Raw genomic sequence first — 22,312 nt, forward strand, 5'->3', positions numbered from 1 at the left:
TGGTGGGAGAAGACTCAACTGGGACTGGTTGTTGGTCTTCCAGACAGGACTGGCTTTCATACCATGAAGATACGAAATACTGAAAAGTATTCAAAAAAAAGAGACTGCCTTTTAAGACAGCCTCATTTTTTTATGGCCTTCCCTTGTTACATAATCTTAAGATTTCTTTAGAACAGATTGGAAGCGATAAACCGTAACTTTAACTTTTACTAATAAAATACCAACATAAATGATATTACAAAACGCTCAAGTTCCAAGAGATGCATTTGAGGTGCAAGATGCTATAGGTAAGTTATGGGAAAAATTAGGTGGATGGTTAGATGCCGTTATTCTTAAATTACCCAACTTTATTCTAGCAATAATACTTCTAATTATTTTTTACTTTATTGCAAAAGGTCTAGCAAAATTTAGTCGCAAAGTATTATTTAAAAAACTAGAACAAGAATCTATTAGACAGATGTTGAGCAAGCTCACGTTTGCTATTACATTTATAATAGGATTCTTTATTGCATTAAGCGTTTTAGAGTTGGACAAAGCCCTTACTTCTGTTCTCGCTGGTGCTGGTGTCGTAGGTCTGGCTATCGGTCTGGCTTTACAGGGTACGCTGAGTAATAGTGTATCTGGTCTCGTATTGTCATTTATTCCAAATGTGAGAATAGGTGATTATGTTGAGACAAATGATAAGAGCGGTTTTGTAACCGAAATAACTTTGCGTAGCATAGTCATAAGACAGCCTAACAATGAATATGTGGTTATGCCAAATTCAAAATTTGTAGATGAACCCTTTACCAACTATTCGTTAACAGAGCGTTCGAGAATCTCCGTATCCTGTGGGGTAGGATACGAAAGTGATTTGCAGATGGTAGAAGATATCACAACAGAAATTATTGGTCAGGCTTTTGAACAAAAGGGCACGGAAGAAATAGAATTCTTTTTTACAGAATTTGGAGATAGTTCTATAAATTTTGAAGTGCGATTTTGGATAGACTGTACAGCTATAAAAGCAAAAAAAGCTGCCACACACAAAGCTGTAAAAATTATTAAAGCTCGTTTTGACAAGGAAAATATCAATATTCCTTTCCCTATCAGAACGTTAGACTTTGGAAAAAATAATTTACAGATTGTAAAAAATAGTAAAGAGTAATAAATTTAATCTTTAACAATAATTACGGTAGCCTTAGCCCCTGTTGCAAGGTTCCAGACATTAGATGATATTACTTTTTTATCATCATCATACATCACAAACTGAGCTGTGTTAGGCCCAGACTCACCTTGATTCAAGGCTTCGATATCTATTTTATTGAAGCCTTTTTCTAATTCTATATAAAATCCTTGAAAATCACCCTGCAACAATATATTGGGATGAATTACCTGATCATTGATATAAACGCGTATTCTGTCACCGTCCACATACTCGTGATCGCGGTAAAGGAAATTTACAAACTTCGATCCACTTTTAAACTGCCCTAAATTCTGATCTTTATAAAACTCAGGTTTCAGGGGTCTATCTGCCTTAGCGTAAGATTTATTTAATTTCTCAGCAATGACTTGATAGTCTTTCTCTTTAAACTCATTCCCTTTATTAAACCGTACATTTTTCTTTATATCTGCCTTTAGAGGGTCACCTAATTTTACACGACTTTTAATGGAGATAGTGCCAGATGTAATTTCATCTTTTGCAAATTCTGGAGAGACGAGAACAGATTCTTTTATGGTATTTTCCTCAACAGCGCCTATTGCGATAGACTTTCTCTGAAAATCAATCTGTGCATTACTGGCAGCAACCACCGTAAAAAGAAATAAAAATGATAGTAGGTTTTTCATTATGATTTGGAAATCTATCCGGTCTCTATTGTAAATATAATCATAGTTACTAGACTAATGATTAACGTTATTGTTCCTCTCTTGGTTTATCTTATGACACGAATTATGCCAAAAGGATTAAGATTATGGCTTGATATTATTATTTATACGCTTTCGCGAAAGCGTAAATCTGACAACTACCTCTCCTATCAAAGATAGCTCTGTCTACTCGTCGTAGTACTCATTACAGCAAGTTTGAAATAAAGTCCTAGATATAGACGTTATCGCAATATCAATTTTAATCGAACAATTATGAAGTATAAAATGTTTACTGCCGCAATTATGGCTGCCTTCCTAACTTTAGGATGTAGCACTCGCGATGATGATGGACTCGAATCTAGCAATGTAGATGATTGCCTTAACTTTGGTTCTAGTGAGTTAAGACTCACAATACAAGAGTCCTTTACTACATTACCTTCTAAGGTTTCTGTATTTTTTAAAGTGACCGACAACGATGGTAATGGAGTCTCTAACCTCCTCGGCTCAAATTTTAGAGTTTTTGAAAAAGGAAGAAATGATGATTGTCCTAATGAAATATCAAGTGCCGAATCTTCAGGGGACATCTCTCCCAATGCTCAAATTTTTAAGAATAACGCATTTCTAGTTTTAGATTTAAGTAATAGCGTGTTATCCACCAGCTTAACCGAACTTAAACAAGCATCTATAAGTTTTGTAAACAATGTCGTTCCGCAAACACAAACAGATTCTTTTAGAATGGCTATTTACTGGTTTGATGGAGAAAATGAACTTCATTTATTACAACCACTTACATCAGATATTACAACACTAGAAGCTGCAATAAACGGTATTACTACAGACATTAGTAATGACCCGTCTACAGATTTATATGGTGCTGTTATAAAAGCGACCGCTGTTGCAGATGATGTAATAGATACGTTTGAGCAGCAAGAAATTTTTGCGGCAGCATCTGTCGTCATATTTACAGATGGTACAGATCAAGCCGCACGCTTTACAAAAGCACAAGCGCTACAAAGTGTACGCAACGCAGATGCCGATATATCAATATTTACGATAGGCTTAGGGAGCGAAATAGACCAGCAAACATTATCCCAAATAGGTAAAACAGGAAGCGTAGTCGCAGAGAATTCTGCACAGTTAGAACAAGTATTTAATACGATATCTGAAAATGTTTCTGGAGAGGCGAACAGTTTTTATCTTTTTGAATATTGCAGTCCTAAACGCGATGGAAGTGGTACTAACGAATTAACTATTCAAGCCTTTGACGGAGATAGACAGGGGTCTGTAGAAACTTCATTTAATGCAGAAGGGTTTACATCAGGCTGCACCAACTAGTAGTAATTAAGAAAGACTAATTATAAATTAGACATAATCCATTCTAAAACATTGCGCTTTTAGAATGGATTTGTATTTTTCGGTGTGAAAATGTTAGAATCTAATTTAATAAGTGAGATCGAGGATACTTATATCCTCGATTTTGGTACTTTCTATTTTTGTACCCATTACATCGTATCAGAAGTAAATGAGGGCGTAACATTTTCGTGGAAAAATGCCGAAAAGATTATGGAGTTGGGGTATGCCCACTATGGAAAAGATGTAAAAATTTCCTATATATCAAATCGCATAAATTCGTATGCTGTGGTTCCACAGGACTGGCTTAAATTATTTAGAGGACATGAAACAGTTCAGGCCGTCGCTGTTATAACGTATAACAAGTCTGCCCTAACAAATATTATGATGGAAAAACTATTTTTCCTATCTCAAACATTAAGACAGTTTGAATCTCTGGAAACAGCCGCTGCTTGGATCACTAAAAATAGGCCTGCAATAAGGTCTAAAACGTACGACCGCTAGTCTTACTCCTTCAGTTTAATAGAATCTGTTAGAAAAATCTTAGGTGATTTATAATAGTTTATTCCTTGTAAATCCATTCTAGACTGATGTTGTTTTAATCTGTTTTTGTATGATTCCCATTTGAGAGAAGCAGGTGCGCTCCAGCCCATTTCGGCGTGACCTATGATTCTTGGGAAAGCAAGATACTCGACATCATCTATAGTTACCGCCGTTTCTGACCATAGAGGGGATTCTATTCCTAAAATAGCCTCGTGGGGTACATCTTTGAGAATACTCTTTGGATTCCATAAATACGCACTATCTACTGCTGTAGGTCCGGCCCACCTCAAACCTATTCTAGTAGTATCGTTGTACTTCATATCAAGATATGTTTTAGGGGCTGGTGACAAAACGACTTTTGCTCCTTTGGAAACACCTAACTCAGCTTTATTTGCAGCTGTCCAATGCTGGACTATAGTTTCTTCATTCACATCCATTATAGAAATATCTTCCCAACCCATAACTTTCTTATTATACTTTGCGACAATGGGCGCAACCCTATTTAAGAATTTTACATAATCCGCATCAGAAGTTGCTTGGGATTCATCTCCTCCAAGGTGGATATATTCCCCCGGTGTCATCGCGGCAAGCTCTCGGATCACATCATCTATAAATTTGTATGTTAGTTCCTTGTCCACACAAAATGAAGAGAAGCCTACTCGCATTCCTGTATACATTACAGGAGAGATGCCATTACAGTTAAGCTCTGCATAAGAAACAAGTGCGGCGTTAGAATGTCCTGGCATATCAATTTCAGGAATTATGGCTATATAGTTTTGAGTGGCGTACTCTACAATCTCTTTATAGTCTTCCTGAGTGTAGAAACCGCCTTTACCTCCTCCTACGGCCGTCTTCCCTCCTATTGTTGTAAGTTTAGGCCACGATTTAATTTCTATACGCCAGCCTTGATCATCTGTCAGGTGCAAGTGAAGTGTATTCAATTTGTATTGAGCGATTAGGTCTATATACCTTTTTACATCTTCTACAGAAAAGAAATGCCTGGCTACGTCCAGCATTGCTCCGCGGTATTCGTATTCTGGATAATCTATAATGGTCAGTCCAGGAACTGCCCAGTTTATTGAGTCAGAAACAGATTCTTTGCTTTCGATTTGTGAGGGAAGTAGTTGTTTTATGGTTTGCAGGCCTCTATAAAGTCCGCTGGGATGTATTGCTTTTATTACAAGTCTTCTATTGGCGCTTTGGATTGTATATCCCTCCTTTTTATACATTAGTTCGGGGATACTATCAATCATAAAATAGACTCCCTCTTCACCTATTTCTGCGGTTATTATTGCATTTTCTATTTTGAAAATGCTTGCTTTATTAAACTGATTTACAAATCTCTGTGCAATTGCAAGTGGCTCATTTCCTGAGCTAGCATATACTCGAGTGTTTTCTCTTATGACAAAGGTTTGCTTTCCTAATTTTGAGGTATCGGGAAGAGTAAGCTTTTGCGTAAGCGGGATTAAAACCCTTTCACTTACATCTACGTGAAGGATTTCTGGCTCAAGTTCCTTTTCTGGAGCGCATCCCGTTATAAGAAGAAAAAAAACTAGAATTAAACTAGAAAAACACTTTATCATAACTTCTACTTTTTATCTAATACACTTTATAATAACCGCATTTAAGATAAGCACCCTCTGGAAAAGCGATAGGATGGTCGCTGTCGTGGTAGGTTTTATCTAAAATTTCAAAAGAATGACCCGCGTCTCGAAGTGTACTTTCCGAAATATCAAAAAATTGCTGAGCGCTTACACGAGAAGAACAAGATGCAAGAATCAATGTGCCCCCTTTTTTTGTTAGTTTCCCCCCTAAAGCTGCGAGACGGGCATAACTGTTTTTTGCCGTATGGACCTCAGAGGCGCGCTTTGCAAAGCTAGGGGGATCTATGACAACAATGTCAAACGCTTTAGAATCACTTATGAGTTGCTGCATTCCTTCAAAGGCGTCTATTGCATAAATGTTGTGAGTTCCCTTAGACGGGTTTAGTTTTCCGTTTTCTAGAGCTACTTCTAACGCTTGTTTACTAATATCTAAGCTCATCACCATCTTTGCTCCTCCAGCCAGAGCGTGTACAGAAAATCCTCCGGCATAACTAAAAACATCGAGTACCGTCTTCCCTTTAGCCATTGCTCCTACCCGTTTTCTATTTAAACGATGATCGAGAAAATACCCCGTTTTATGACCGTGTATCACATTTGCTGAAAAATTAATTCCGTATTCTTTAAAGAATACAACTTCATTTTTTAATACTCCAAAAACAACTTGTCCATCACTTAAACCATAATTCTTTTGCTGTTGTAGATTTCTGCTTAGACGCAATACCACAGTTTTTACTTTACTTATTTCTTTAAGTAATAGTAAAATCTCATTAAAGTAAGGGTACCAAATAGCCGAGTATAATTTTACCACGAGAAAATCATCATAAACATCTGCGATTAATCCCGGGAAGCCGTCATTCTCTCCAAAAATTAATCTGTAACTATTCGTATCTGTCCTAAGTAACTCAGCGCGAAGTTTAAAAGCCTTCTCTATTTTTTCTTTAAAAAAAACAGTTTCAAGTTTTGCGGGAGCGTAATTAATGACTTTAATGCGTATGGGAGACTGCGCATCATACAATCCAATGGCAAACGGTTTATCACGTCTATTGTCAAAAAGCACAGCGATATCCCCCGTTACACCTTCTTTATTACATTTTACGATGCTGTCTGTAAAAATCCAAGGATGACCCTGCTTTACTAGCTTTTCGGCAGTAGCGGTGAGTTTTATGGCTAGTGTTTTTGTTAAAATTTCTGGAAGAAGTTGCATGTATTGGGCAATTGCGGCTTGATAAGTTAGTAAAAGTAAGACAAAATAGTATTCCGCTTTCGCGAAAGCAAAATCAAAACAAATTAAAATCGTATTTTCAAAATATGAAACGATCGCTACTTCTTCTTCTCTGTCTGATAAATTTACTTACAACTGCCTTCCAAACTAAAAAATCTGAGCCGCTTGTAAATATAGAATCATTTGATAGTGTATTCGCATATGATGTGCGCTATGCAACCGAAAATAATTTTTTAAAACAAGCTGTTTACGATTGTGAGCAATGTCTTTTAATACCAGAAGTCGCCCAGGCTCTGGTAGATGCAAATGACTACTTCTGTGATTTAGGTTATAAGATAAAACTTTACGATTGCTACAGACCTGTTTCTGTACAAAAAAAAATGTGGGCAATTTACCCTAACCCATCTTATGTAGGAAATCCTTATGGCAGCGGATCAATCCATAATCGAGGCGCTGCGATAGATATGACTATTGTAAAGTTAAATAATGACACTTTAGATATGGGTAGTGACTATGACCATTTTGGTAAAGAGGCGCATATAGACCACCCTCATAATGACACAGTTCGGGCTAATCGGAAACAACTATGGCAGGTGATGAAAAAATTTGGCTTTTCCCCAATTAGAACAGAGTGGTGGCATTTTAATTATGATGCAAAAAATTACGGATTGAAGGTTATGGATGTAGATTTTGATTGTAATAAATAGATGTTAGGCCTCAGAGTTCGTTAATTTCAATATTACAAAAAGTGATATCCTAAAAATGAATCTCATTAATTTGATCGTGGGGATTGCATGAGTGATCTTAAAATATTTCACAAAAAAAACGTCTCAATTGCTCGAGACGTTTTTACGTGTTTGGTTGGTTTAACCGTATTAATATGCTTAGTTATTAATTAAGCGGAATTCTGTACGACGATTTTGTGCGTGTTGACGCTCAGTACACGATACTCCATCTGCACAACGATTTTTAAGCTTACGCTCTCCAAAACCATTTGCAACAAGTAAGCTACTGTTTACACCTTTAGAAATAAGATAGTTTGCAACAGACTGAGCACGACGCTCAGACAATGCTTGATTGTTACTATTATTTCCTCTTGAATCTGTGTGAGAAGCAATTTCTAACTTTACTCCAGGATTTTGAGCTAACAATGGCATTAATCTAGTATCAATAATACCTTTTGCTTCATTAGTAAGCGTTGCACTTCCTAAATTCCAGTTTATAGGTAAAGCTTGATACTCAACAAGAGCACACTCTACTTCTCTCCAAGTAGTTAATCCACCTTTTTGCTTTAAAACTTCTTTTGAAACCGTACTGAATGTTGCAGGAACAGTCTCTTCTGTTGTAGTAGCGTCTTTTACTAATACTGTTTTAGTGATAGTTGCGTATTCAGCAGGAATTTCTTCTTCTACAACGCGTGCAGGCTGGTCTACAACTCTTTTTGTGTAAGTTCCGTTTGCAGAACCTCCTGGGGTAGTTGATACAGATGCATCAGAAGCAAGCGTTCTTACAGAAACTGTCTCATACTCTGCTGGGTATCCTTTGTAACACCAGTATCTACAATCATCAGGATTAGATGATGCACAATCTGGAGCAGGTGCACCTAGCTCCCATTGAGCATAAGCAGACTTAACTTCGATTGTTTCTGTGTCATTCCCAAAAGATGCAGGAACTACACGTAAAGAAGAACCAGAAGTACTCTTTACGTAAGAAACTGTTTCAGTTTTGTAGGTAGCTGGAATAACTTTAAGACGCTTAGAAGCCTCTTTTACAAGTACTCTCTCAGTAACTTGCTCGTACTGTGCAGGGACTACAGCAAGTTTCTTGTATGCTGGAGTTTTCTGAATTTGAACCGTCTGAGTTTCATAAATATCAGGAGTTGTACAACGTACATAACATTTACCAGCCTCTGGGTTTGTTGGGAGATCTTGCGCTTGTGCAGTTGTAACTACAAATGCGAACGCAGCGCATAATAATAAAATTTTCTTCATAATAATGGTTATTTAATAGTTAATGTGTTGGAATTCAATTTAAAGTTACAAAATTAGGACAATAGTTCCACTATTGATCTCCAAAATTCCAAGAAGATTAATTAATAGACAAAGTACATCTCAAAACCGTTGAAAGACACAAAATTTTAAAAACCCTGCCTTTTAGTGCAGATTTAACTTGTACTATATTGCGCTATGATGATGCAAATGCCTTTAAAATAGCCAGAAAGCGCTCGTGTTGCTCTTGAGCATAGTCGTAATGCGTCACAATTCTCAATTTCCCTTGTCCCATATTACTTATAGCAATTTCATTTGCACTAAGATAACTAACGAATGATTGTTCGGACTCACGATCTTCTAGGGTAAAAATGACAATATTTGTATCAACCGGTTCAACGTTTGTCACAACGTTTAGTTTACTCAATTGCAGAGCTAGCTCTTTTGCCTTATCATGATCCTCGCTCATTCTATTTATGTGATGATCCAGTGCATAGAGTCCTGCGGCGGCCATAAAACCTACCTGTCTCATTCCTCCACCTAATACCTTACGAACTCGCATAGCTTTCTGCATTAAAGATGAATTACCCACAAGTACTGAACCCATAGGAGCCCCAAGACCCTTAGACAAACAAACCGAGATAGTATCAAATAGGTTTCCATATACTTTTGGGTCGGTACCTTTTGCAACGATAGCATTCCAAATTCGTGCGCCATCCAGATGCAGGCCTAAATCATGCTCAGCACACAAAGCGTTAATTTCACGTATTTCATTTATATCATAGCAGGCTCCACCTCCTTTGTTTGTTGTGTTTTCTAAACAAACAAGCGACGTGAGCGGACTATGGTAAAAATCCGGTGGATTAATAGCCTCTTGTATTTGTGCTGCTGTAATCATCCCGCGATGACCGTCTATAAGTTTACAGGAAACGCCGCTGTTAAAGGAAACTCCTCCTCCTTCATAATTATAAACGTGAGCATATTTATCTGCAATGAGCTGTTCTCCTGGTTGGGTATGCATTTTTATGGCAGCTTGATTTGCCATACTTCCGGTTGGGAAATAAAGTGCGCTATCCATCCCAAACATCTCAGCTATACGGCGCTCAAGCTCATTTACAGTCGGGTCTTCCTTATATACATCATCCCCTACCTCAGCCTGCATCATAAATTTGAGCATCTCTGCAGTAGGCTTTGTAAGTGTATCTGATCGTAGGTCTATTTTCATATTCATTACATTTTCCGCGTAGGCGGAAATCTATATTTTATATTCAACATTCTTCTTTTGACGGTAATCTTGTTAATCATTCAACTTACTCATAAACTGTAATCTCAAGCGCCGTTGACATAATTTGTGGGTGCTTCTTAATGGATCGGCTCCTCAAAACATCCTATAGGAGAACCATCAGGAATTTTTGGCGATGGAATCACTTTAAATTTTTCTGGCTCTTTAAAAAAGGTCTCAATCTCAGACATCATATAAGCACTATTTGCGTCAAGGCTTCCCAACTTCTTGAGGTTGTCGTGTATGGTTTGTAGTTGCGCTTTCGCGAAAGCTTTACTCTGAGGGATCGCATCTTTATGGACGGTCAAGTTCATCAAATGTTTAAGTACATTATAATTAATGGTGCGCTGCACCTCAGCCTCATATGCTGAGTTTGTCTGATAATTGAGGGTCTCACGAGCCAAAGTACTAAGCATTTCAGGTAAGCCCAGATTTTTCTGATTCATCGCCTTTTGTTGCACGAGCCTGTTTGCCCTTTCAGGATGTAATAATAGTCCGAGTGTCATATCACTTGCGGTTGCCGCGGCTCCTAGAGCATCAAAACCTACGCCATTATTACTTTTAAAACTCTCCCGGGTGCGCCCGTAGCCGTGCGCTCTTGGTGGGAATAGTTCCAGCTTATCCTGAGGGATGGCCAGATGATCTGCTTGTAAGGTTTTTAGAACAGCCGTTAACGCAGCGTTTTGCTCTTTGCTGTTAAGGATAGAAACAACATTTAAATTTTTATCGCCTTTTACGGCATAATTATAATCGAGACCGCCTATAGATTTTACGGCAGCTTCTGTCTGATATCTGTGATAAAAGTAGAGAGGCACAAAAACGTCCTCTAGAACCGAGAGTGGCTCTCCCGTCTTTATGTTATCTATAGAAAAATTCTCTATAGCACCTTTACGTAATTTTAGGAGTGCATTAAGTTCTGATACAGCATTTGAGCCATTGTCCCAAAGGTGCGCCTTATAATGGGCTCCTCCTTGCGGTCTGGCATCACTGTCTGTAATGTAGTGGAGACCTTTTTGTTCTGCGTCTTCTATGACGTTATTTAAATACTCCTGCTCCGACACACCAGCCGGCGGAATGCCATAGCTATACTTCACCGTTACTTTATCCCAATCGCCTATACCAACGGCGTATGCATTAGAAAAATCAACTTCCTTCCCTGTCCAAGTTAATGTAGGATGCGGATAATCCATCACGCTGGCCCGACCATTAGGACTGGCAGCAAAGTTATGTGCAAACCCGATGGTATGACCTACCTCGTGGGCGCTTAACTGTCGTATTCTTGCGAGTGCCATTTCCAGCATAGGCTCATAGTTATCATCGCTATCCTTATAAGGTTGATTCATTAAAGCCTGAGCGATAAGAAAATCCTGGCGAATGCGAAGACTTCCCAGACTCACGTGACCTTTTATGATCTCGCCCGTTCGTGGGTCTGTAACACTCGCGCCATAACTCCATCCCCTAGTACTGCGGTGCACCCATTGTATCACATTATATCGTACATCCATCGGGTCTGCATCGTCTGGTAGCATTTTTACCTGAAAAGCATTTTTAAACCCTGCGGCCTCGTATGCTTCATTCCACCAGCTCGCTCCTTCCAACAAAGCCGAACGTACCGGCTCTGGAGTTCCCGGGTCTAGGTAGTAAACAATAGGTTCTACCGCTTCACTCATTGTGGCGTTTGGGTTTTTCTTTTCTAAACGGTGTCTATTTGCAAATCTTTTTACTATGGGCTCTTGCACGGGTGTAGCATAATCTAGGTATGTAGTAGAAATGTTTCCAGCTCTCGGGTCAAAGGGTCTAGGAGTATATCCATCATCCGGTAACTCCACAAAAGAATAGTGCTGTATCACCGTAAGTGCTCCAGAGTCTGGTGCCACAGAACGAATGTTTCTTCCCGTTGCTTCACCTTTAAAGGTAAGCATCGCCTCAAATTCCGTGTTCTTAGGGAAACTCTTTGTGCGCTCCATATATAGGGCACTTCTTGTTTTATCAACTTTATATGTTCCCTCTTTTCCTCTCTTTAATCTACTCGCAACACCGTGGGTGTCTTCCATTAAGAAAGGAGTAAGATCTATGACATAGGTGTCGCCTTTAGTCTCCTTAATTTCAAATCCAAATAGGACTGAACGTGCAAAAGCCTCTTCGATAGAACGCCGTTCCAAGACATTATCTGTATTTGCTCTGTAATTTAGATTGGGTTGCATAAGGAGTAACTTGTTCCCCGCTTTTTGAAACTTTACAACTGCTGTTCCTCCTAACTGTCCACGATCTAAACCTATGTCATTTGAGCCTAGTCCAGTACGTAAAGAATGTACAAAAAGGAATTCTTCATCTAGTTTATTTACTTCTAGATAGAGTTCATCTTCGGCTTCATTGTAATGGAATTTAAAGAATCCATCTTGAGTTTTTAGGTCTTCTTTTTTTTCAAGGAATTGTGCAAATGTGGTCGTGGCGATGAGTAGCCCCACGATGAGAAATAGATGTCTTTTCATTTTCGGTCGGATTATTATGGACTAAGATAGGGGTTTGTACGCTTTCGCGAAAGCGGAATACTTAAAGTAGAAATTAGAAATATGAATTACAAACTTTTTGACTCTTCCAGCATCCAACACCCACACCTAACATCCAGCATCCTACACCCCACTCTAAAAATTATTACATTTCATCACACACATCTCTTTTACAATTCTAATAAAGAAAGTACATTTACCCTATGATTTCTACAGACCACATAAAAGCACTCCAAAAGCGCGTAGACAGCTTGAGGAGATATCTTTGACATCGATCGTAAGCGTATCGAGATTGCAAACGACGAGGAAAAAACATTTGACCCAAATTTCTGGAATGACCCTAAGGAGGCTGAGGCTTTAATGAAGGTAATCCGTGGTAAAAAACAATGGGTAAAAGACTATGAGCAAGCTGTTACTCTGGTAGAAGATCTCGAGGTTATCTACGAGTTTGCCAAAGAGGACGAAGCCACCGAAGATCAAGTACAAGCTCGTTACGAAACCGCCGAAGACCACATAGAATCCATAGAGTTTAAAAATATGCTCTCTGAGGAAGGTGATGAATTGAGCGCGGTACTCCAAATTACAGCTGGTGCTGGTGGCACAGAATCCTGTGACTGGGCAAGTATGCTTATGCGCATGTACCTGATGTGGGCAGAGAAAAAAGGCTTTAAGGTAAAAGAGCTTAACTTTCAAGAAGGTGATGTTGCGGGTATAAAAACTGTATCGCTAGAGATAGATGGGGACTTTGCCTTTGGCTGGTTAAAGGGAGAAAATGGTGTGCATAGACTAGTGCGCATATCCCCTTTTGACAGTAATGCAAAGCGTCACACTTCATTTGCGTCGGTATATGTATATCCTATGGTAGATGACAGTATCGAGATTGAAATAAATCCAGCAGAATATGAGATCATTACTTCACGCTCCTCAGGAGCTGGAGGACAGAATGTAAACAAGGTAGAGACTAAAGTCCAATTGACCCACTTCCCTACTGGAATACAAATCTCTTGTTCGGACTCTCGCTCGCAACACGAAAATCGAGCTACAGCTCTAAAAATGCTCAAATCGCAACTCTACGAACTCGAACTGCGCAAGCAAATGGAGGCGCGTAATGCCATAGAAGCTAATAAAATGGCTATAGAATGGGGCTCACAAATACGTAATTACGTATTGCACCCCTACAAACTCGTAAAGGATGTGCGTACTGCTGTCGAAACTGGGAACACAGATGCTGTTTTGGACGGTGATATCGATAAGTTCCTTAAGGGCTATCTAATGGCTATGGGGCAGGAAGAAGCGAGTGATGAACTTTAAGAAGGCTATGCTTTTGCCGAAAACTTGTCCCGCATTTTTTTGAGAGCGCTATCCTTAAAAATGATATCATTATACAGGTAAGTTAATTATTTGTTAAAAGCTTGACTTGCTATTTCACGACTTCAAATTTGAATATATGTTTGTCACGCAAAATGAGTCCTATAAAAAGACCCATTGCCTACTTCTAATGAAATCAATTTTCACGTTTGGGCCTAGGATGATAATGAAGTCTAATCCAAAAGCTACCCAAGATTTTGGGAACCGAATGCTCAGGCTGGCTTCTGCAGTATCTAGCACTTGTAAGAGTCTGGCATCATTTTCATTTACTCCATTTACTGTTTTCATAATCCGCATCTGAATTATTAGGCTTAACGGTATATTAATCTCTACCGTTCATTTCATTTTGTAACTTTATACACTATTCATAATTTCAACTTTCTTTAATGAAGACTAAATACATTGATCTTATAGATCAGAGTTTCTATTTTCCTCAAGAGGAATTTACTTTAGAAAATAATGCATTGCAGTTTCACGGTATTGACCTAATGAAACTGGTTGAGCAATATGGTGCCCCTCTAAAGTTTACCTATCTACCTAAAATATCTGATAACATCCAGAGAGCAAAAAAATGGTTTGCAGATGCTATTGAGGCAAACGGATACGAAGGAAATTACCACTACTGCTATTGCACAAAAAGTTCACATTTTAAACACGTGCTTAATGAGGCGTTAAGTAATGATATACATATTGAGACTTCCTCAGCCTTTGACATAGATATCGTAGAGCGTCTTAAAGTCGAAGGAAAAATCACAAATGAAACTTACGTAATAAGCAACGGCTTTAAGCGTGACCAATATGTAAATAATATCGCCCGACTTATCAATAACGGACACAAGAATGCCATTCCCGTGATAGATAACTATGAAGAAATAGAATTGTTAAGTGAGGAGATAGAAGGAAAGTTTAAAGTGGGTATACGCATCGCGTCAGAGGAGGAACCTAAATTTGAGTTCTATACATCTAGATTAGGAATTGGGTACAAAAACATAGTTCCTTTTTATACAAAGCAGATTGAGAGTAATCCTCAAGTAGAGCTTAAGATGTTGCACTTCTTTATCAATACTGGAATACGCGATACTGCATATTACTGGAATGAGTTGATGAAATGTATCAAAGTCTACATTGCCCTAAAAAAGGTATGTCCTACACTAGATAGTCTCAACATAGGTGGTGGGTTTCCTATTAAGAATTCGCTTGCTTTTGAGTATGACTATGCCTATATGATTAATGAAATCATCTACCAGATCAAAACAGCTTGTGATGAAGCTGGAGTAAAAGTTCCGCATATTTTTACAGAATTTGGCAGTTTTACAGTAGGCGAAAGTGGCGGAGCCATTTATGAAGTACTCTACCAGAAACTACAAAACGACCGTGAAAAATGGAATATGATTAATTCCTCATTTATCACAACAATGCCAGACACTTGGGCGATAAACAAGCGCTTTGTGATGCTTGCAGTAAATCGCTGGAATGAGGAATATGAGCGTGTCCTCCTGGGCGGACTTACCTGTGATAGTGACGACTATTATAATAGCGAGCAACATATGAATGCGATATATATGCCTAAGTATAAAAAAGACAAACCGCTCTACATCGGCTTTTTTAATACAGGCGCTTATCAGGAAACCATAGGAGGATTCGGCGGACTGCAACATTGCTTGATTCCTTCGCCCAAGCATATATTGATAGATAGAGATGAAGACGGAAATCTTACTACCGAAGTTTTTGCACAACAACAGACTAGTGACCAGTTGCTAGGAATTTTGGGGTATGGAAAAAATATAAATGGTGAGAATAACGCTCCCGAAATAAATTCGGGACAAGTTTTCGCGAAAGCTAAAGAAAAAACAGATCCGATTACAACATCATAAATTATTATACGCGTGTCCGCCGAAGCTTTTGCGCAGGTGGAAAAGCAAAACAAAAACCACAACAATTAAACTTTAACCTTTACCAAAATGAAAACGTACGCAGGTATTCCACAAGAATATGCAAGTCCAGAGAAATCAAAAATTATTTTAATCCCAGTTCCTTACGATGGAACAAGTACTTGGGGAAAAGGAGCAGATAAAGGCCCAGAGGCGTTTCTTAATGCTTCTGAAAATATGGAGCTCTATGATATCGAGACCGAAAGTGAAGTTTACAAACAAGGAATCTACCTTGCCGACCCTATAACCGAAGATGCTTCGCCAGAAGCAATGGTAAAGGCAGTACACAAACAAGTAAAGGAGAATATAAAACGTAACAAGTTTGTCACAATGTTTGGTGGAGAGCATTCTATCTCTATCGGCTCTATTAGGGCGTTTAATGAAATGTTTGATGATTTAACGGTTTTACAAATAGATGCTCACGCAGACTTACGTGAAAGCTACGAAGGCTCAAAATGCAACCACGCGTGCGCCGTGTATGAAGCAAACCAAACCACAAATCTCGTACAGGTTGGTATACGCAGTATGGATGCTGTAGAGAAAACCGTCATGAATGAAGACAATGTGTTTTTTGCGCACGATATGGCACAAGATGAGTATTGGGCAGATACGGCTATCGAAGCAATGACAGAAAATGTGTATATCACTTTTGATCTTGACGCTTTTGATCCGTCAGTACTTCCAGCAACAGGAACTCCAGAACCAGGTGGATTGTTGTGGTATGAGACACTAGACTTTTTACGTCGCGTGTTTGCAGAAAAAAATGTCGTAGGTTTTGATATTGTAGAGCTTTGTCCAAATAGTCATAGCAAGCCCTCAGATTTTGCAGCAGCGAAGCTATACTACAAGATGCTGAGCTACAAATTTGAGCAAGAAGATGCAGACGAAGAGTATGCAATGAGCGGACTTCAAGAAAAGTCTAAAAAAGTTAACCAAGAAGAAGACGATTACGATGAGTAATAAAGGAGCGATTTCACAATTTATAGAAAAGTATTATTTACACTTCAATGCGGCAGCAGTTGTAGATGCGGCAAAAGGGTATGAAATACAGCTGGACAATGGTGCGAAGATGCTTGTTTCCCTAGCAGGTGCGATGAGCACGGCCGAACTAGGAAAGATCTTTGCAGAAATGATTCGCCAGAAAAAAGTGCACATCATCTCTTGTACAGGTGCAAATCTAGAAGAAGATATTATGAACCTTGTGGCTCACAGCCATTACAAGCGTGTTCCTAATTACCGTGACCTCACACCACAAGATGAGTGGGATTTGTTAGAAAAAGGACTCAATCGCGTTACTGATACGTGCATCCCTGAGGAAGAAGCTTTCCGTAGGATACAAGAGCACATTGTAAAAATCTGGAAGGATGCAGAGGCTGCTGGAGAGCGTTACCTGCCACATGAGTATATGTATAAGTTGTTACTCTCGGGAGTTCTTGAAGAGCATTATGAAATCGACCTGAAAGACAGCTGGATGTACGCCGCTGCCGAAGCAAACCTGCCTATCATCTGCCCGGGATGGGAAGATAGTACGATGGGTAACATATTTGCTAGCTATGTACTTAAAGGCGAGCTTAAAGCCAGTACGATGAAATCTGGGATTGAGTATATGACTTTTCTTGCAGACTGGTACACGGACAATTCTCAAAATGGCATCGGTTTCTTCCAGATAGGTGGAGGAATTGCTGGAGATTTCCCTATTTGCGTAGTTCCTATGCTGTATCAAGATATGGAACTTACAGAGACACCATTCTGGAGCTACTTCTGCCAGATAAGTGATTCAACAACAAGTTATGGTTCCTACTCTGGAGCGGTACCTAACGAGAAAATCACTTGGGGAAAACTGGATATGGATACTCCCAAATTTATAATAGAAAGTGATGCTACGATTGTAGCTCCATTAATTTTTGCTTACCTACTAGATATGTAATTTATGAGACAACCTAGCAACTTAAAACGAGTTATTGTAGATTATGCAAAGCTCAATGATGATATCCTTAATTTATTGGTAGAAAAATATCCTTTTGGGTACGACCCAGCAGATATTATTTCTTTTAAGAACGCTAAAGGCGAGATGGTAGACTGCGTAGAGGTTAAAACCGATGACACCTTATATCTCGTCAAAGTTAGTAAGCGTCTCGTAGCTGCAATGGAAGATTTTGATGCAGATGATTATAACGATGACGATGACGAAGATGATGACAATGACCCTGATTTTGACTTAGGTGATGAGCCTGAGGAAAAAGAGTAAAATTTAATTATTTTTTTGAAACATTTTAACGGTTTCTAACGTATAACAATAGGTTCAGAAAATGGAGATAATACACATCTCCCTGAAGTTTTTAATACAATAGTGGTCGCACAAGCGGCAAAGCTTTAAACAAATCTAATTTTTAAAAGTTACGCTATTATGAAAACTCTTTTTATTACAATTTTTGCGCTTATTTCTTTATCGGCTCCTGTAGAGACAGAAACAATAACTGCCGTTTACGACGGTATGGAAGAAGGAACCTATTACTTTACAGATGAGGACGAACTCGTTCACTCCTTTGATATGGTAACAGATGGTGTCCTTACAACGTATGACTTGGACTCTGACGCCTTTCACGGCAAAAAATTCAAGGTTACTTATAATACGATGACAGAAATCAATGAGGATGATGAGGAGTATGATATGCACGTCATCACAAAACTAGAACTGATAAAATAAGTTCTATGGGCAGGAGTTCTTTGCTTCTGCCCTATTTATTACGCTTTCGCGAAAGCTAAACTAAACGCGTTTCATTAACGTACGTCTAAACGTTACAATCTTTAGCAAAATTTACTAACATTTCCTTTCCCTATAGTTATCTTTTACCAAATCACAAGGTAAACACACATCAATGAACCTAAAAGACGGTGTAAAAACTGCAGAAAATAAAATCTCCTCAGAAGCAGAAAAACTGAGTGAGTTAGTTAAAGACACATCAAAAACACTTACGGATAGACTTGAAAGTTTTGAGGATATTATAAGTTTGGAAGTGGGCGACACCGCGCTCACAAGAGCAAAAACGCTAGAGCGCGATTTTGACATTAGACAAGTGTATATAAAATACGAAGGAGATAATCCTACGGGAACACAAAAGGACCGTATCGCTTTTGCTCAAGTATATGATGCACTAAGACGTGACTTCGACACTATAGCGCTTGCTACTTGCGGTAATTATGGGGTCGCTGTAGCACTAGCGGCAAAATTGGGCGGACTACATTGTCACATTTACATTCCAGAATCCTATCACACAGACCGCATTGTAGAAATGGAAAAACTGGGCGCAACAATTTTCAGGATTAAAGGAAGCTATGAAGATGTTGTAACTAAAAGCAGTAAACTCGCCTCTCAAAACGATTGGTACGACGCAAACCCTGGCGGTGCAAACACCCCATTGCAAATACAAGCCTACTCGCAAATAGCAGTAGAGATTGTAGAGGATCTGGGAGATGCACCTAAATACTGCGCAGCTCCAGTCTCAAATGGAACCCTATTTGCAGGGATTTACCGAGGTTTTGTGAGTCTGTACAAACGAGGAAAAACATCACGCATTCCTAAAATGATTGCCGCCTCTTCTACAGGGAAGAACCCGATAATCCAATCCTTTAAAGAAGGTCTAGACCACTGTAGAGATTTGAATCCTGATAAAATCAAAGAGACAAAATACAACGAACCATTAATAAATTGGCACAGCTTTGATGGTGAGGAAGCATTGTACGCCATACAGCAATCTTATGGTGATGCTTACAATATAAGTGATGCAAAAATGAAAGAAATGACAAGTTACCTCCTCAAAAAAGAAGGAATGCGCATTTTACCTGCCTCTACAGCGGGACTCATCGCATTGCTTGAACTGGATGAAAAAAATAATCTTGAGCCAGACCGCTTTGTGGCAGTGCTCACGGCAAAATACTAAATTATAATTCTGTTTCTGATCGATACTTTCGGAAATAATAATACTTAACCGCCAACGCGGTCAACAATATGAAAAAATCAATAGACGGACGCGCTTTAGTTTACTGCGAAGGCGCGTTTAATACCCCAAATGGTAAAACAGCTCACGGTCTCGTAAGATTTACAGAACGCTATGATGTTGTAGGTATAATAGACAGTCGCTACGCAGGTAAAGATGCGGGGCAAGTGCTGGACGGAAAAGCAAACGGAATATTTGTCTTTACTGATTTGGACGGCGCCGTAGCTCAACTCAAAGAAATGGAACTGTTGCCACAATCATTGGTCATAGGCCTTGCTCCTGACGGCGGAAGATTGCCCAAAGAGGCAAAAACAACAATTGCCAGAGCTTTGGAAATGGGTTGGAACGTGGATAGTGGCCTGCACGACTTTTTGACCAATGATCCTAACCTTGTAGAAACGGCAAAGGCTAATAAGGTACGTATCCGTGATATTCGGAAAACTCCGGATAGGGATGCGTTACACTTCTTTACTGGAGATATTGAGCAGGTGGATTGTTTAAAGTTAGCTGTACTGGGAACGGATTCGGCGATAGGTAAACGGACTACGGCGTGGTTAATCGTGCACGGTTTTCGCGAAAGCGGCCTAAAGTCAGAAATGATAGGCACAGGTCAAACGGCGTGGATGCAAGGCGCAAAATACAGTATGGTGATGGACAGTTGTATCAATGATTTTGTGTCTGGAGAAATTGAACACGCTGTAGTGAGCGCTTACAAAAATGAAAAACCAGATGTCATTGTGATTGAAGGTCAGGGTAGCTTAATGAACCCTGCATATCCCGGTGGATTTGAAATTCTCGCCGCAGGAAGACCCGATTATGTCATTCTGCAACACGCTCCTAAACGTGTAGAATACGACGGATTCCCAGGTTATAAATTGCATTCCCTGCAAGAGCAAATCAATGCAATCGAGGTGATTTCCGGTAAAAAAGTAGTGGCAATAACCGTAAACCACGAGGGTATGACTCCAGAAGAAATTGATCCCGCGTGCAAAGCAATTACACAAGAAACCGGACTGCCTGCTTATGATGTGCTTGCTCACGGTGCGTCTGGACTTGTTGAAACACTTAAATCCTACATCAAAAACGCTTAATGAAGATTACTAATGTTACCTACGAACGTCTGGATTTAGTTTTAAACGAACCATATACCATTGCCTATGAAACCGTTTCAAAAGCTACAAATTTTATTCTAAAAGTTGAGACTGATTCAAGCATTGTAGGCTATGGCTGTGCCGCTCCAGACCTTGAAGTAACAAATGAAAATGCCGAAGATGTCGAACGGGCGCTAGACCTCGTAATTCTTCCCTATCTCAAAGGAAAAAACCCGATCAATTATAAAAAGATTCTTGAGGAACTCAAACCACTCTTGAGTGTCGTCTCCTCTGCCCTTGCGATGGTGGATATGGCATTGCTGGATATTGCGGCAAAGAAGATGGATGTCCCGCTCTACCAATTTTTAGGAGGTTACAAAAAATCCATTGCGACAAGTATCACCATAGGTATTGTTTCCTTAGAAGAAACGATGTTGCAAGCAAAAGAGTTTGTAAACCAAGGGTTCCAAATCATTAAACTTAAAGGTGGGTTATCTGTAGAAGAAGATATTGAAAAGGTGTTACGCTTGCGCGAAAGTTTCCCCAACCTTACTCTGCGTTTTGACGGAAATCAGGGCTATTCCGTACGTCAGGCCGTACAATTTGTGGAGCAAACAAAAACTGCCAAACTCGAAATGCTGGAACAACCCACACTCGTAGGACAGGATGAAAAAATGGGTAAAATCACAAAGCTAGTACCCATTCCCGTTATGGCAGATGAAAGTCTTAAAACCCTAAAAGACGCCTTCCGCCTAGCTCAGAATGGCCGAATGAATATGGTAAACATCAAAATTCAAAAAGTGGGTGGTATTATGGAAGCAATGCATATTGATTCCGTGGCAAAAGCTGCCGGCCTTAAAGCTATGATAGGGTGTATAGATGAATGCAGACTTGGCATTGCCTCGGGATTACACTTTGCGCTATCACGTCCTAATACGCTTTATGCAGACCTTGACGGACATCTCGATTTTGAAAATGACCCGTTTAAAGGATTGTTTAGTATAGATAAAGGAATAATGACGCCTAATGGGAAGGCTGGGCTGGGGTTGATTTCGTAAATGACGAAGAGCATTAAATCCAATCACTCGACGATTTTACACCAAATTGCCGGATACTCAGTTCCATAAACCCAAAGTATTCTATGATTCTTTCTAATTTGAGCGTAGAGTTTTCGTTCGGGTAATTTATTTTCCGAATTTCTCTCTTGCATAAAAGTAACTATCTCTCCTTTATTAAATTTTCTATTTTCATAAGATACCAATACTGATAACGTGTCGGGCAATTGTTCCGTTAAGGTTTCTCCAATAAACAAACCATAAGGTATTCCTTCAAAATCACCAAATTTCTCTTCATTAGGATGATATTCCAAAACCCTTACTTGAAAAGAATTTGGATAACTCATTAAATTAAAGTCTTTCGCTCCAATGAATTCCTCAGTTTTATACCTAGGGTAACGAGATGAATGGCAACCCATAAATGTCGCAAGAATGAAAATTTGAATAAATACTTTCACAAATCCTATTATATATAGTTTACCTTGATTTATTATAAACTGGGTTGAATAAAAATATCGTCATTATTTA

Annotated in this window: 21 protein-coding genes; 13 read left to right on the top strand and 8 right to left on the bottom strand. The window is 39.1% G+C overall.

The genetic code is table 11. The annotated features are described in order from the left end of the window. The first annotated feature begins 229 nt into the window (after window positions 1-229). Window positions 230-1,144 carry a mechanosensitive ion channel family protein gene (locus EAX61_RS05150; protein WP_121916607.1) on the top strand — a complete coding sequence of 305 codons (915 nt, stop codon included), beginning with the start codon at window positions 230-232 and terminating at the stop codon, window positions 1,142-1,144. Between the two features lie 5 nt (window positions 1,145-1,149). Here the strand turns inward: EAX61_RS05150 and EAX61_RS05155 are convergent, their stop codons facing one another. Beyond that, window positions 1,150-1,824, bottom strand: a complete 675-nt coding sequence (locus EAX61_RS05155; RefSeq protein ID WP_121916608.1) for a hypothetical protein — start codon at window positions 1,822-1,824, stop codon at window positions 1,150-1,152. A gap of 291 nt (window positions 1,825-2,115) precedes the next feature. On the opposite strand from EAX61_RS05155, the gene EAX61_RS05160 reads away from it, so the two are divergent. Then, a complete protein-coding gene (locus EAX61_RS05160; RefSeq protein WP_121916609.1) occupies window positions 2,116-3,177 on the top strand; it encodes a vWA domain-containing protein in 1,062 nt (353 codons plus the stop codon). An 84-nt stretch (window positions 3,178-3,261) separates the two neighbouring features. Then, window positions 3,262-3,696, top strand: coding sequence for a hypothetical protein (locus tag EAX61_RS05165; RefSeq protein WP_147448339.1), 435 nt, complete (start codon window positions 3,262-3,264; stop codon window positions 3,694-3,696). A gap of 2 nt (window positions 3,697-3,698) precedes the next feature. Here EAX61_RS05165 and EAX61_RS05170 read toward each other — a convergent pair whose 3' ends face one another. Together EAX61_RS05170 and EAX61_RS05175 are read right to left on the bottom strand one after the other, a co-directional pair. Beyond that, window positions 3,699-5,318 carry a beta-N-acetylhexosaminidase gene (locus EAX61_RS05170; protein WP_121916611.1) on the bottom strand — a complete coding sequence of 540 codons (1,620 nt, stop codon included), beginning with the start codon at window positions 5,316-5,318 and terminating at the stop codon, window positions 3,699-3,701. A 16-nt stretch (window positions 5,319-5,334) separates the two neighbouring features. Continuing rightward, entirely contained in the window at window positions 5,335-6,543 is a 1,209-nt protein-coding gene (locus tag EAX61_RS05175; protein WP_121916612.1) for a class I SAM-dependent rRNA methyltransferase, read from the bottom strand. 104 nt (window positions 6,544-6,647) lie between these two features. On the opposite strand from EAX61_RS05175, the gene EAX61_RS05180 reads away from it, so the two are divergent. After that, window positions 6,648-7,268 (top strand): M15 family metallopeptidase, encoded by a 621-nt coding sequence (locus EAX61_RS05180; protein WP_121916613.1) that lies wholly within the window; start codon window positions 6,648-6,650, stop codon window positions 7,266-7,268. A gap of 177 nt (window positions 7,269-7,445) precedes the next feature. On the opposite strand, the gene EAX61_RS05185 is transcribed toward EAX61_RS05180, so the two are convergent. From EAX61_RS05185 to EAX61_RS05195, 3 genes are all read right to left on the bottom strand, one after another. Then, entirely contained in the window at window positions 7,446-8,552 is a 1,107-nt protein-coding gene (locus EAX61_RS05185) for an OmpA family protein (protein WP_121916614.1), read from the bottom strand. A gap of 193 nt (window positions 8,553-8,745) precedes the next feature. Further along, entirely contained in the window at window positions 8,746-9,774 is a 1,029-nt protein-coding gene (locus EAX61_RS05190; protein WP_121916615.1) for a threonine aldolase family protein, read from the bottom strand. A 137-nt stretch (window positions 9,775-9,911) separates the two neighbouring features. After that, window positions 9,912-12,323 (bottom strand): zinc-dependent metalloprotease, encoded by a 2,412-nt coding sequence (locus EAX61_RS05195; RefSeq protein WP_121916616.1) that lies wholly within the window; start codon window positions 12,321-12,323, stop codon window positions 9,912-9,914. Window positions 12,324-12,544: 221 nt separating this feature from the next. Here EAX61_RS05195 and prfB point away from each other — a divergent pair. After that, window positions 12,545-13,652 (top strand): peptide chain release factor 2 gene (gene prfB, locus EAX61_RS05200; RefSeq protein ID WP_121916617.1). Its coding sequence is split into 2 segments (ribosomal slippage): window positions 12,545-12,607 and window positions 12,609-13,652, totalling 1,107 coding nucleotides; the frame shifts between segments, so codons are not numbered across the junction. 159 nt (window positions 13,653-13,811) lie between these two features. On the opposite strand, the gene EAX61_RS05205 is transcribed toward prfB, so the two are convergent. Further along, window positions 13,812-13,997, bottom strand: a complete 186-nt coding sequence (locus tag EAX61_RS05205; RefSeq protein WP_121916618.1) for a hypothetical protein — start codon at window positions 13,995-13,997, stop codon at window positions 13,812-13,814. A gap of 98 nt (window positions 13,998-14,095) precedes the next feature. Here EAX61_RS05205 and EAX61_RS05210 point away from each other — a divergent pair, with 98 nt between their 5' ends. The 8 genes from EAX61_RS05210 to EAX61_RS05245 all read left to right on the top strand — a co-directional run bounded on the left by EAX61_RS05210 (window position 14,096) and on the right by EAX61_RS05245 (window position 21,787). After that, window positions 14,096-15,583 carry a type III PLP-dependent enzyme domain-containing protein gene (locus EAX61_RS05210; RefSeq protein WP_121916619.1) on the top strand — a complete coding sequence of 496 codons (1,488 nt, stop codon included), beginning with the start codon at window positions 14,096-14,098 and terminating at the stop codon, window positions 15,581-15,583. A gap of 87 nt (window positions 15,584-15,670) precedes the next feature. Further along, window positions 15,671-16,600 (top strand): agmatinase, encoded by a 930-nt coding sequence (gene speB, locus EAX61_RS05215; RefSeq protein ID WP_121916620.1) that lies wholly within the window; start codon window positions 15,671-15,673, stop codon window positions 16,598-16,600. Beyond that, the gene (locus EAX61_RS05220) at window positions 16,593-17,567 is read left to right on the top strand and encodes a deoxyhypusine synthase family protein (protein ID WP_121916621.1); all 975 of its coding nucleotides are present in this window, start codon (window positions 16,593-16,595) and stop codon (window positions 17,565-17,567) included. Before speB ends, EAX61_RS05220 begins: the two co-directional genes overlap by 8 nt. A gap of 3 nt (window positions 17,568-17,570) precedes the next feature. Beyond that, a complete protein-coding gene (locus EAX61_RS05225; RefSeq protein ID WP_121916622.1) occupies window positions 17,571-17,888 on the top strand; it encodes a hypothetical protein in 318 nt (105 codons plus the stop codon). 159 nt (window positions 17,889-18,047) lie between these two features. Beyond that, window positions 18,048-18,347 (top strand): hypothetical protein, encoded by a 300-nt coding sequence (locus EAX61_RS05230; protein WP_121916623.1) that lies wholly within the window; start codon window positions 18,048-18,050, stop codon window positions 18,345-18,347. Window positions 18,348-18,519: 172 nt separating this feature from the next. After that, window positions 18,520-19,581 (top strand): pyridoxal-phosphate dependent enzyme, encoded by a 1,062-nt coding sequence (locus tag EAX61_RS05235; protein WP_121916624.1) that lies wholly within the window; start codon window positions 18,520-18,522, stop codon window positions 19,579-19,581. A gap of 68 nt (window positions 19,582-19,649) precedes the next feature. Further along, the gene (locus EAX61_RS05240; protein WP_121916625.1) at window positions 19,650-20,729 is read left to right on the top strand and encodes an N-acetyltransferase DgcN family protein; all 1,080 of its coding nucleotides are present in this window, start codon (window positions 19,650-19,652) and stop codon (window positions 20,727-20,729) included. Continuing rightward, window positions 20,729-21,787, top strand: coding sequence for a mandelate racemase/muconate lactonizing enzyme family protein (locus tag EAX61_RS05245; RefSeq protein ID WP_121916626.1), 1,059 nt, complete (start codon window positions 20,729-20,731; stop codon window positions 21,785-21,787). The genes EAX61_RS05240 and EAX61_RS05245 overlap by 1 nt, the downstream gene beginning before the upstream one ends. A gap of 23 nt (window positions 21,788-21,810) precedes the next feature. Here EAX61_RS05245 and EAX61_RS05250 read toward each other — a convergent pair whose 3' ends face one another. Continuing rightward, complete coding sequence (locus tag EAX61_RS05250; protein WP_147448340.1) at window positions 21,811-22,242, bottom strand: hypothetical protein; 432 nt, start codon at window positions 22,240-22,242, stop codon at window positions 21,811-21,813. Window positions 22,243-22,312: the final 70 nt, after the last annotated feature.

It is taken from the genome of Dokdonia sinensis (genome assembly GCF_003688895.1).
GTDB lineage: Bacteria > Bacteroidota > Bacteroidia > Flavobacteriales > Flavobacteriaceae > Dokdonia > Dokdonia sinensis.

Coding starts and splice junctions, on each gene's coding strand:
- EAX61_RS05150 (WP_121916607.1), top strand. CDS start 230: ATGATATTACAAAACGCTCAAGTTCCAAGAGATGCATTTGAGGTGCAA.
- EAX61_RS05225 (WP_121916622.1), top strand. CDS start 17,571: ATGAGACAACCTAGCAACTTAAAACGAGTTATTGTAGATTATGCAAAG.
- EAX61_RS05240 (WP_121916625.1), top strand. CDS start 19,650: ATGAAAAAATCAATAGACGGACGCGCTTTAGTTTACTGCGAAGGCGCG.
- EAX61_RS05175 (WP_121916612.1), bottom strand. CDS start 6,543: ATGCAACTTCTTCCAGAAATTTTAACAAAAACACTAGCCATAAAACTC.
- EAX61_RS05230 (WP_121916623.1), top strand. CDS start 18,048: ATGAAAACTCTTTTTATTACAATTTTTGCGCTTATTTCTTTATCGGCT.
- EAX61_RS05185 (WP_121916614.1), bottom strand. CDS start 8,552: ATGAAGAAAATTTTATTATTATGCGCTGCGTTCGCATTTGTAGTTACA.
- speB (WP_121916620.1), top strand. CDS start 15,671: ATGAAAACGTACGCAGGTATTCCACAAGAATATGCAAGTCCAGAGAAA.
- EAX61_RS05180 (WP_121916613.1), top strand. CDS start 6,648: ATGAAACGATCGCTACTTCTTCTTCTCTGTCTGATAAATTTACTTACA.
- EAX61_RS05195 (WP_121916616.1), bottom strand. CDS start 12,323: ATGAAAAGACATCTATTTCTCATCGTGGGGCTACTCATCGCCACGACC.
- EAX61_RS05245 (WP_121916626.1), top strand. CDS start 20,729: ATGAAGATTACTAATGTTACCTACGAACGTCTGGATTTAGTTTTAAAC.
- EAX61_RS05210 (WP_121916619.1), top strand. CDS start 14,096: ATGAAGACTAAATACATTGATCTTATAGATCAGAGTTTCTATTTTCCT.
- EAX61_RS05155 (WP_121916608.1), bottom strand. CDS start 1,824: ATGAAAAACCTACTATCATTTTTATTTCTTTTTACGGTGGTTGCTGCC.
- EAX61_RS05190 (WP_121916615.1), bottom strand. CDS start 9,774: ATGAAAATAGACCTACGATCAGATACACTTACAAAGCCTACTGCAGAG.
- EAX61_RS05220 (WP_121916621.1), top strand. CDS start 16,593: ATGAGTAATAAAGGAGCGATTTCACAATTTATAGAAAAGTATTATTTA.
- EAX61_RS05160 (WP_121916609.1), top strand. CDS start 2,116: ATGAAGTATAAAATGTTTACTGCCGCAATTATGGCTGCCTTCCTAACT.
- EAX61_RS05170 (WP_121916611.1), bottom strand. CDS start 5,318: ATGATAAAGTGTTTTTCTAGTTTAATTCTAGTTTTTTTTCTTCTTATA.
- EAX61_RS05205 (WP_121916618.1), bottom strand. CDS start 13,997: ATGAAAACAGTAAATGGAGTAAATGAAAATGATGCCAGACTCTTACAA.
- EAX61_RS05235 (WP_121916624.1), top strand. CDS start 18,520: ATGAACCTAAAAGACGGTGTAAAAACTGCAGAAAATAAAATCTCCTCA.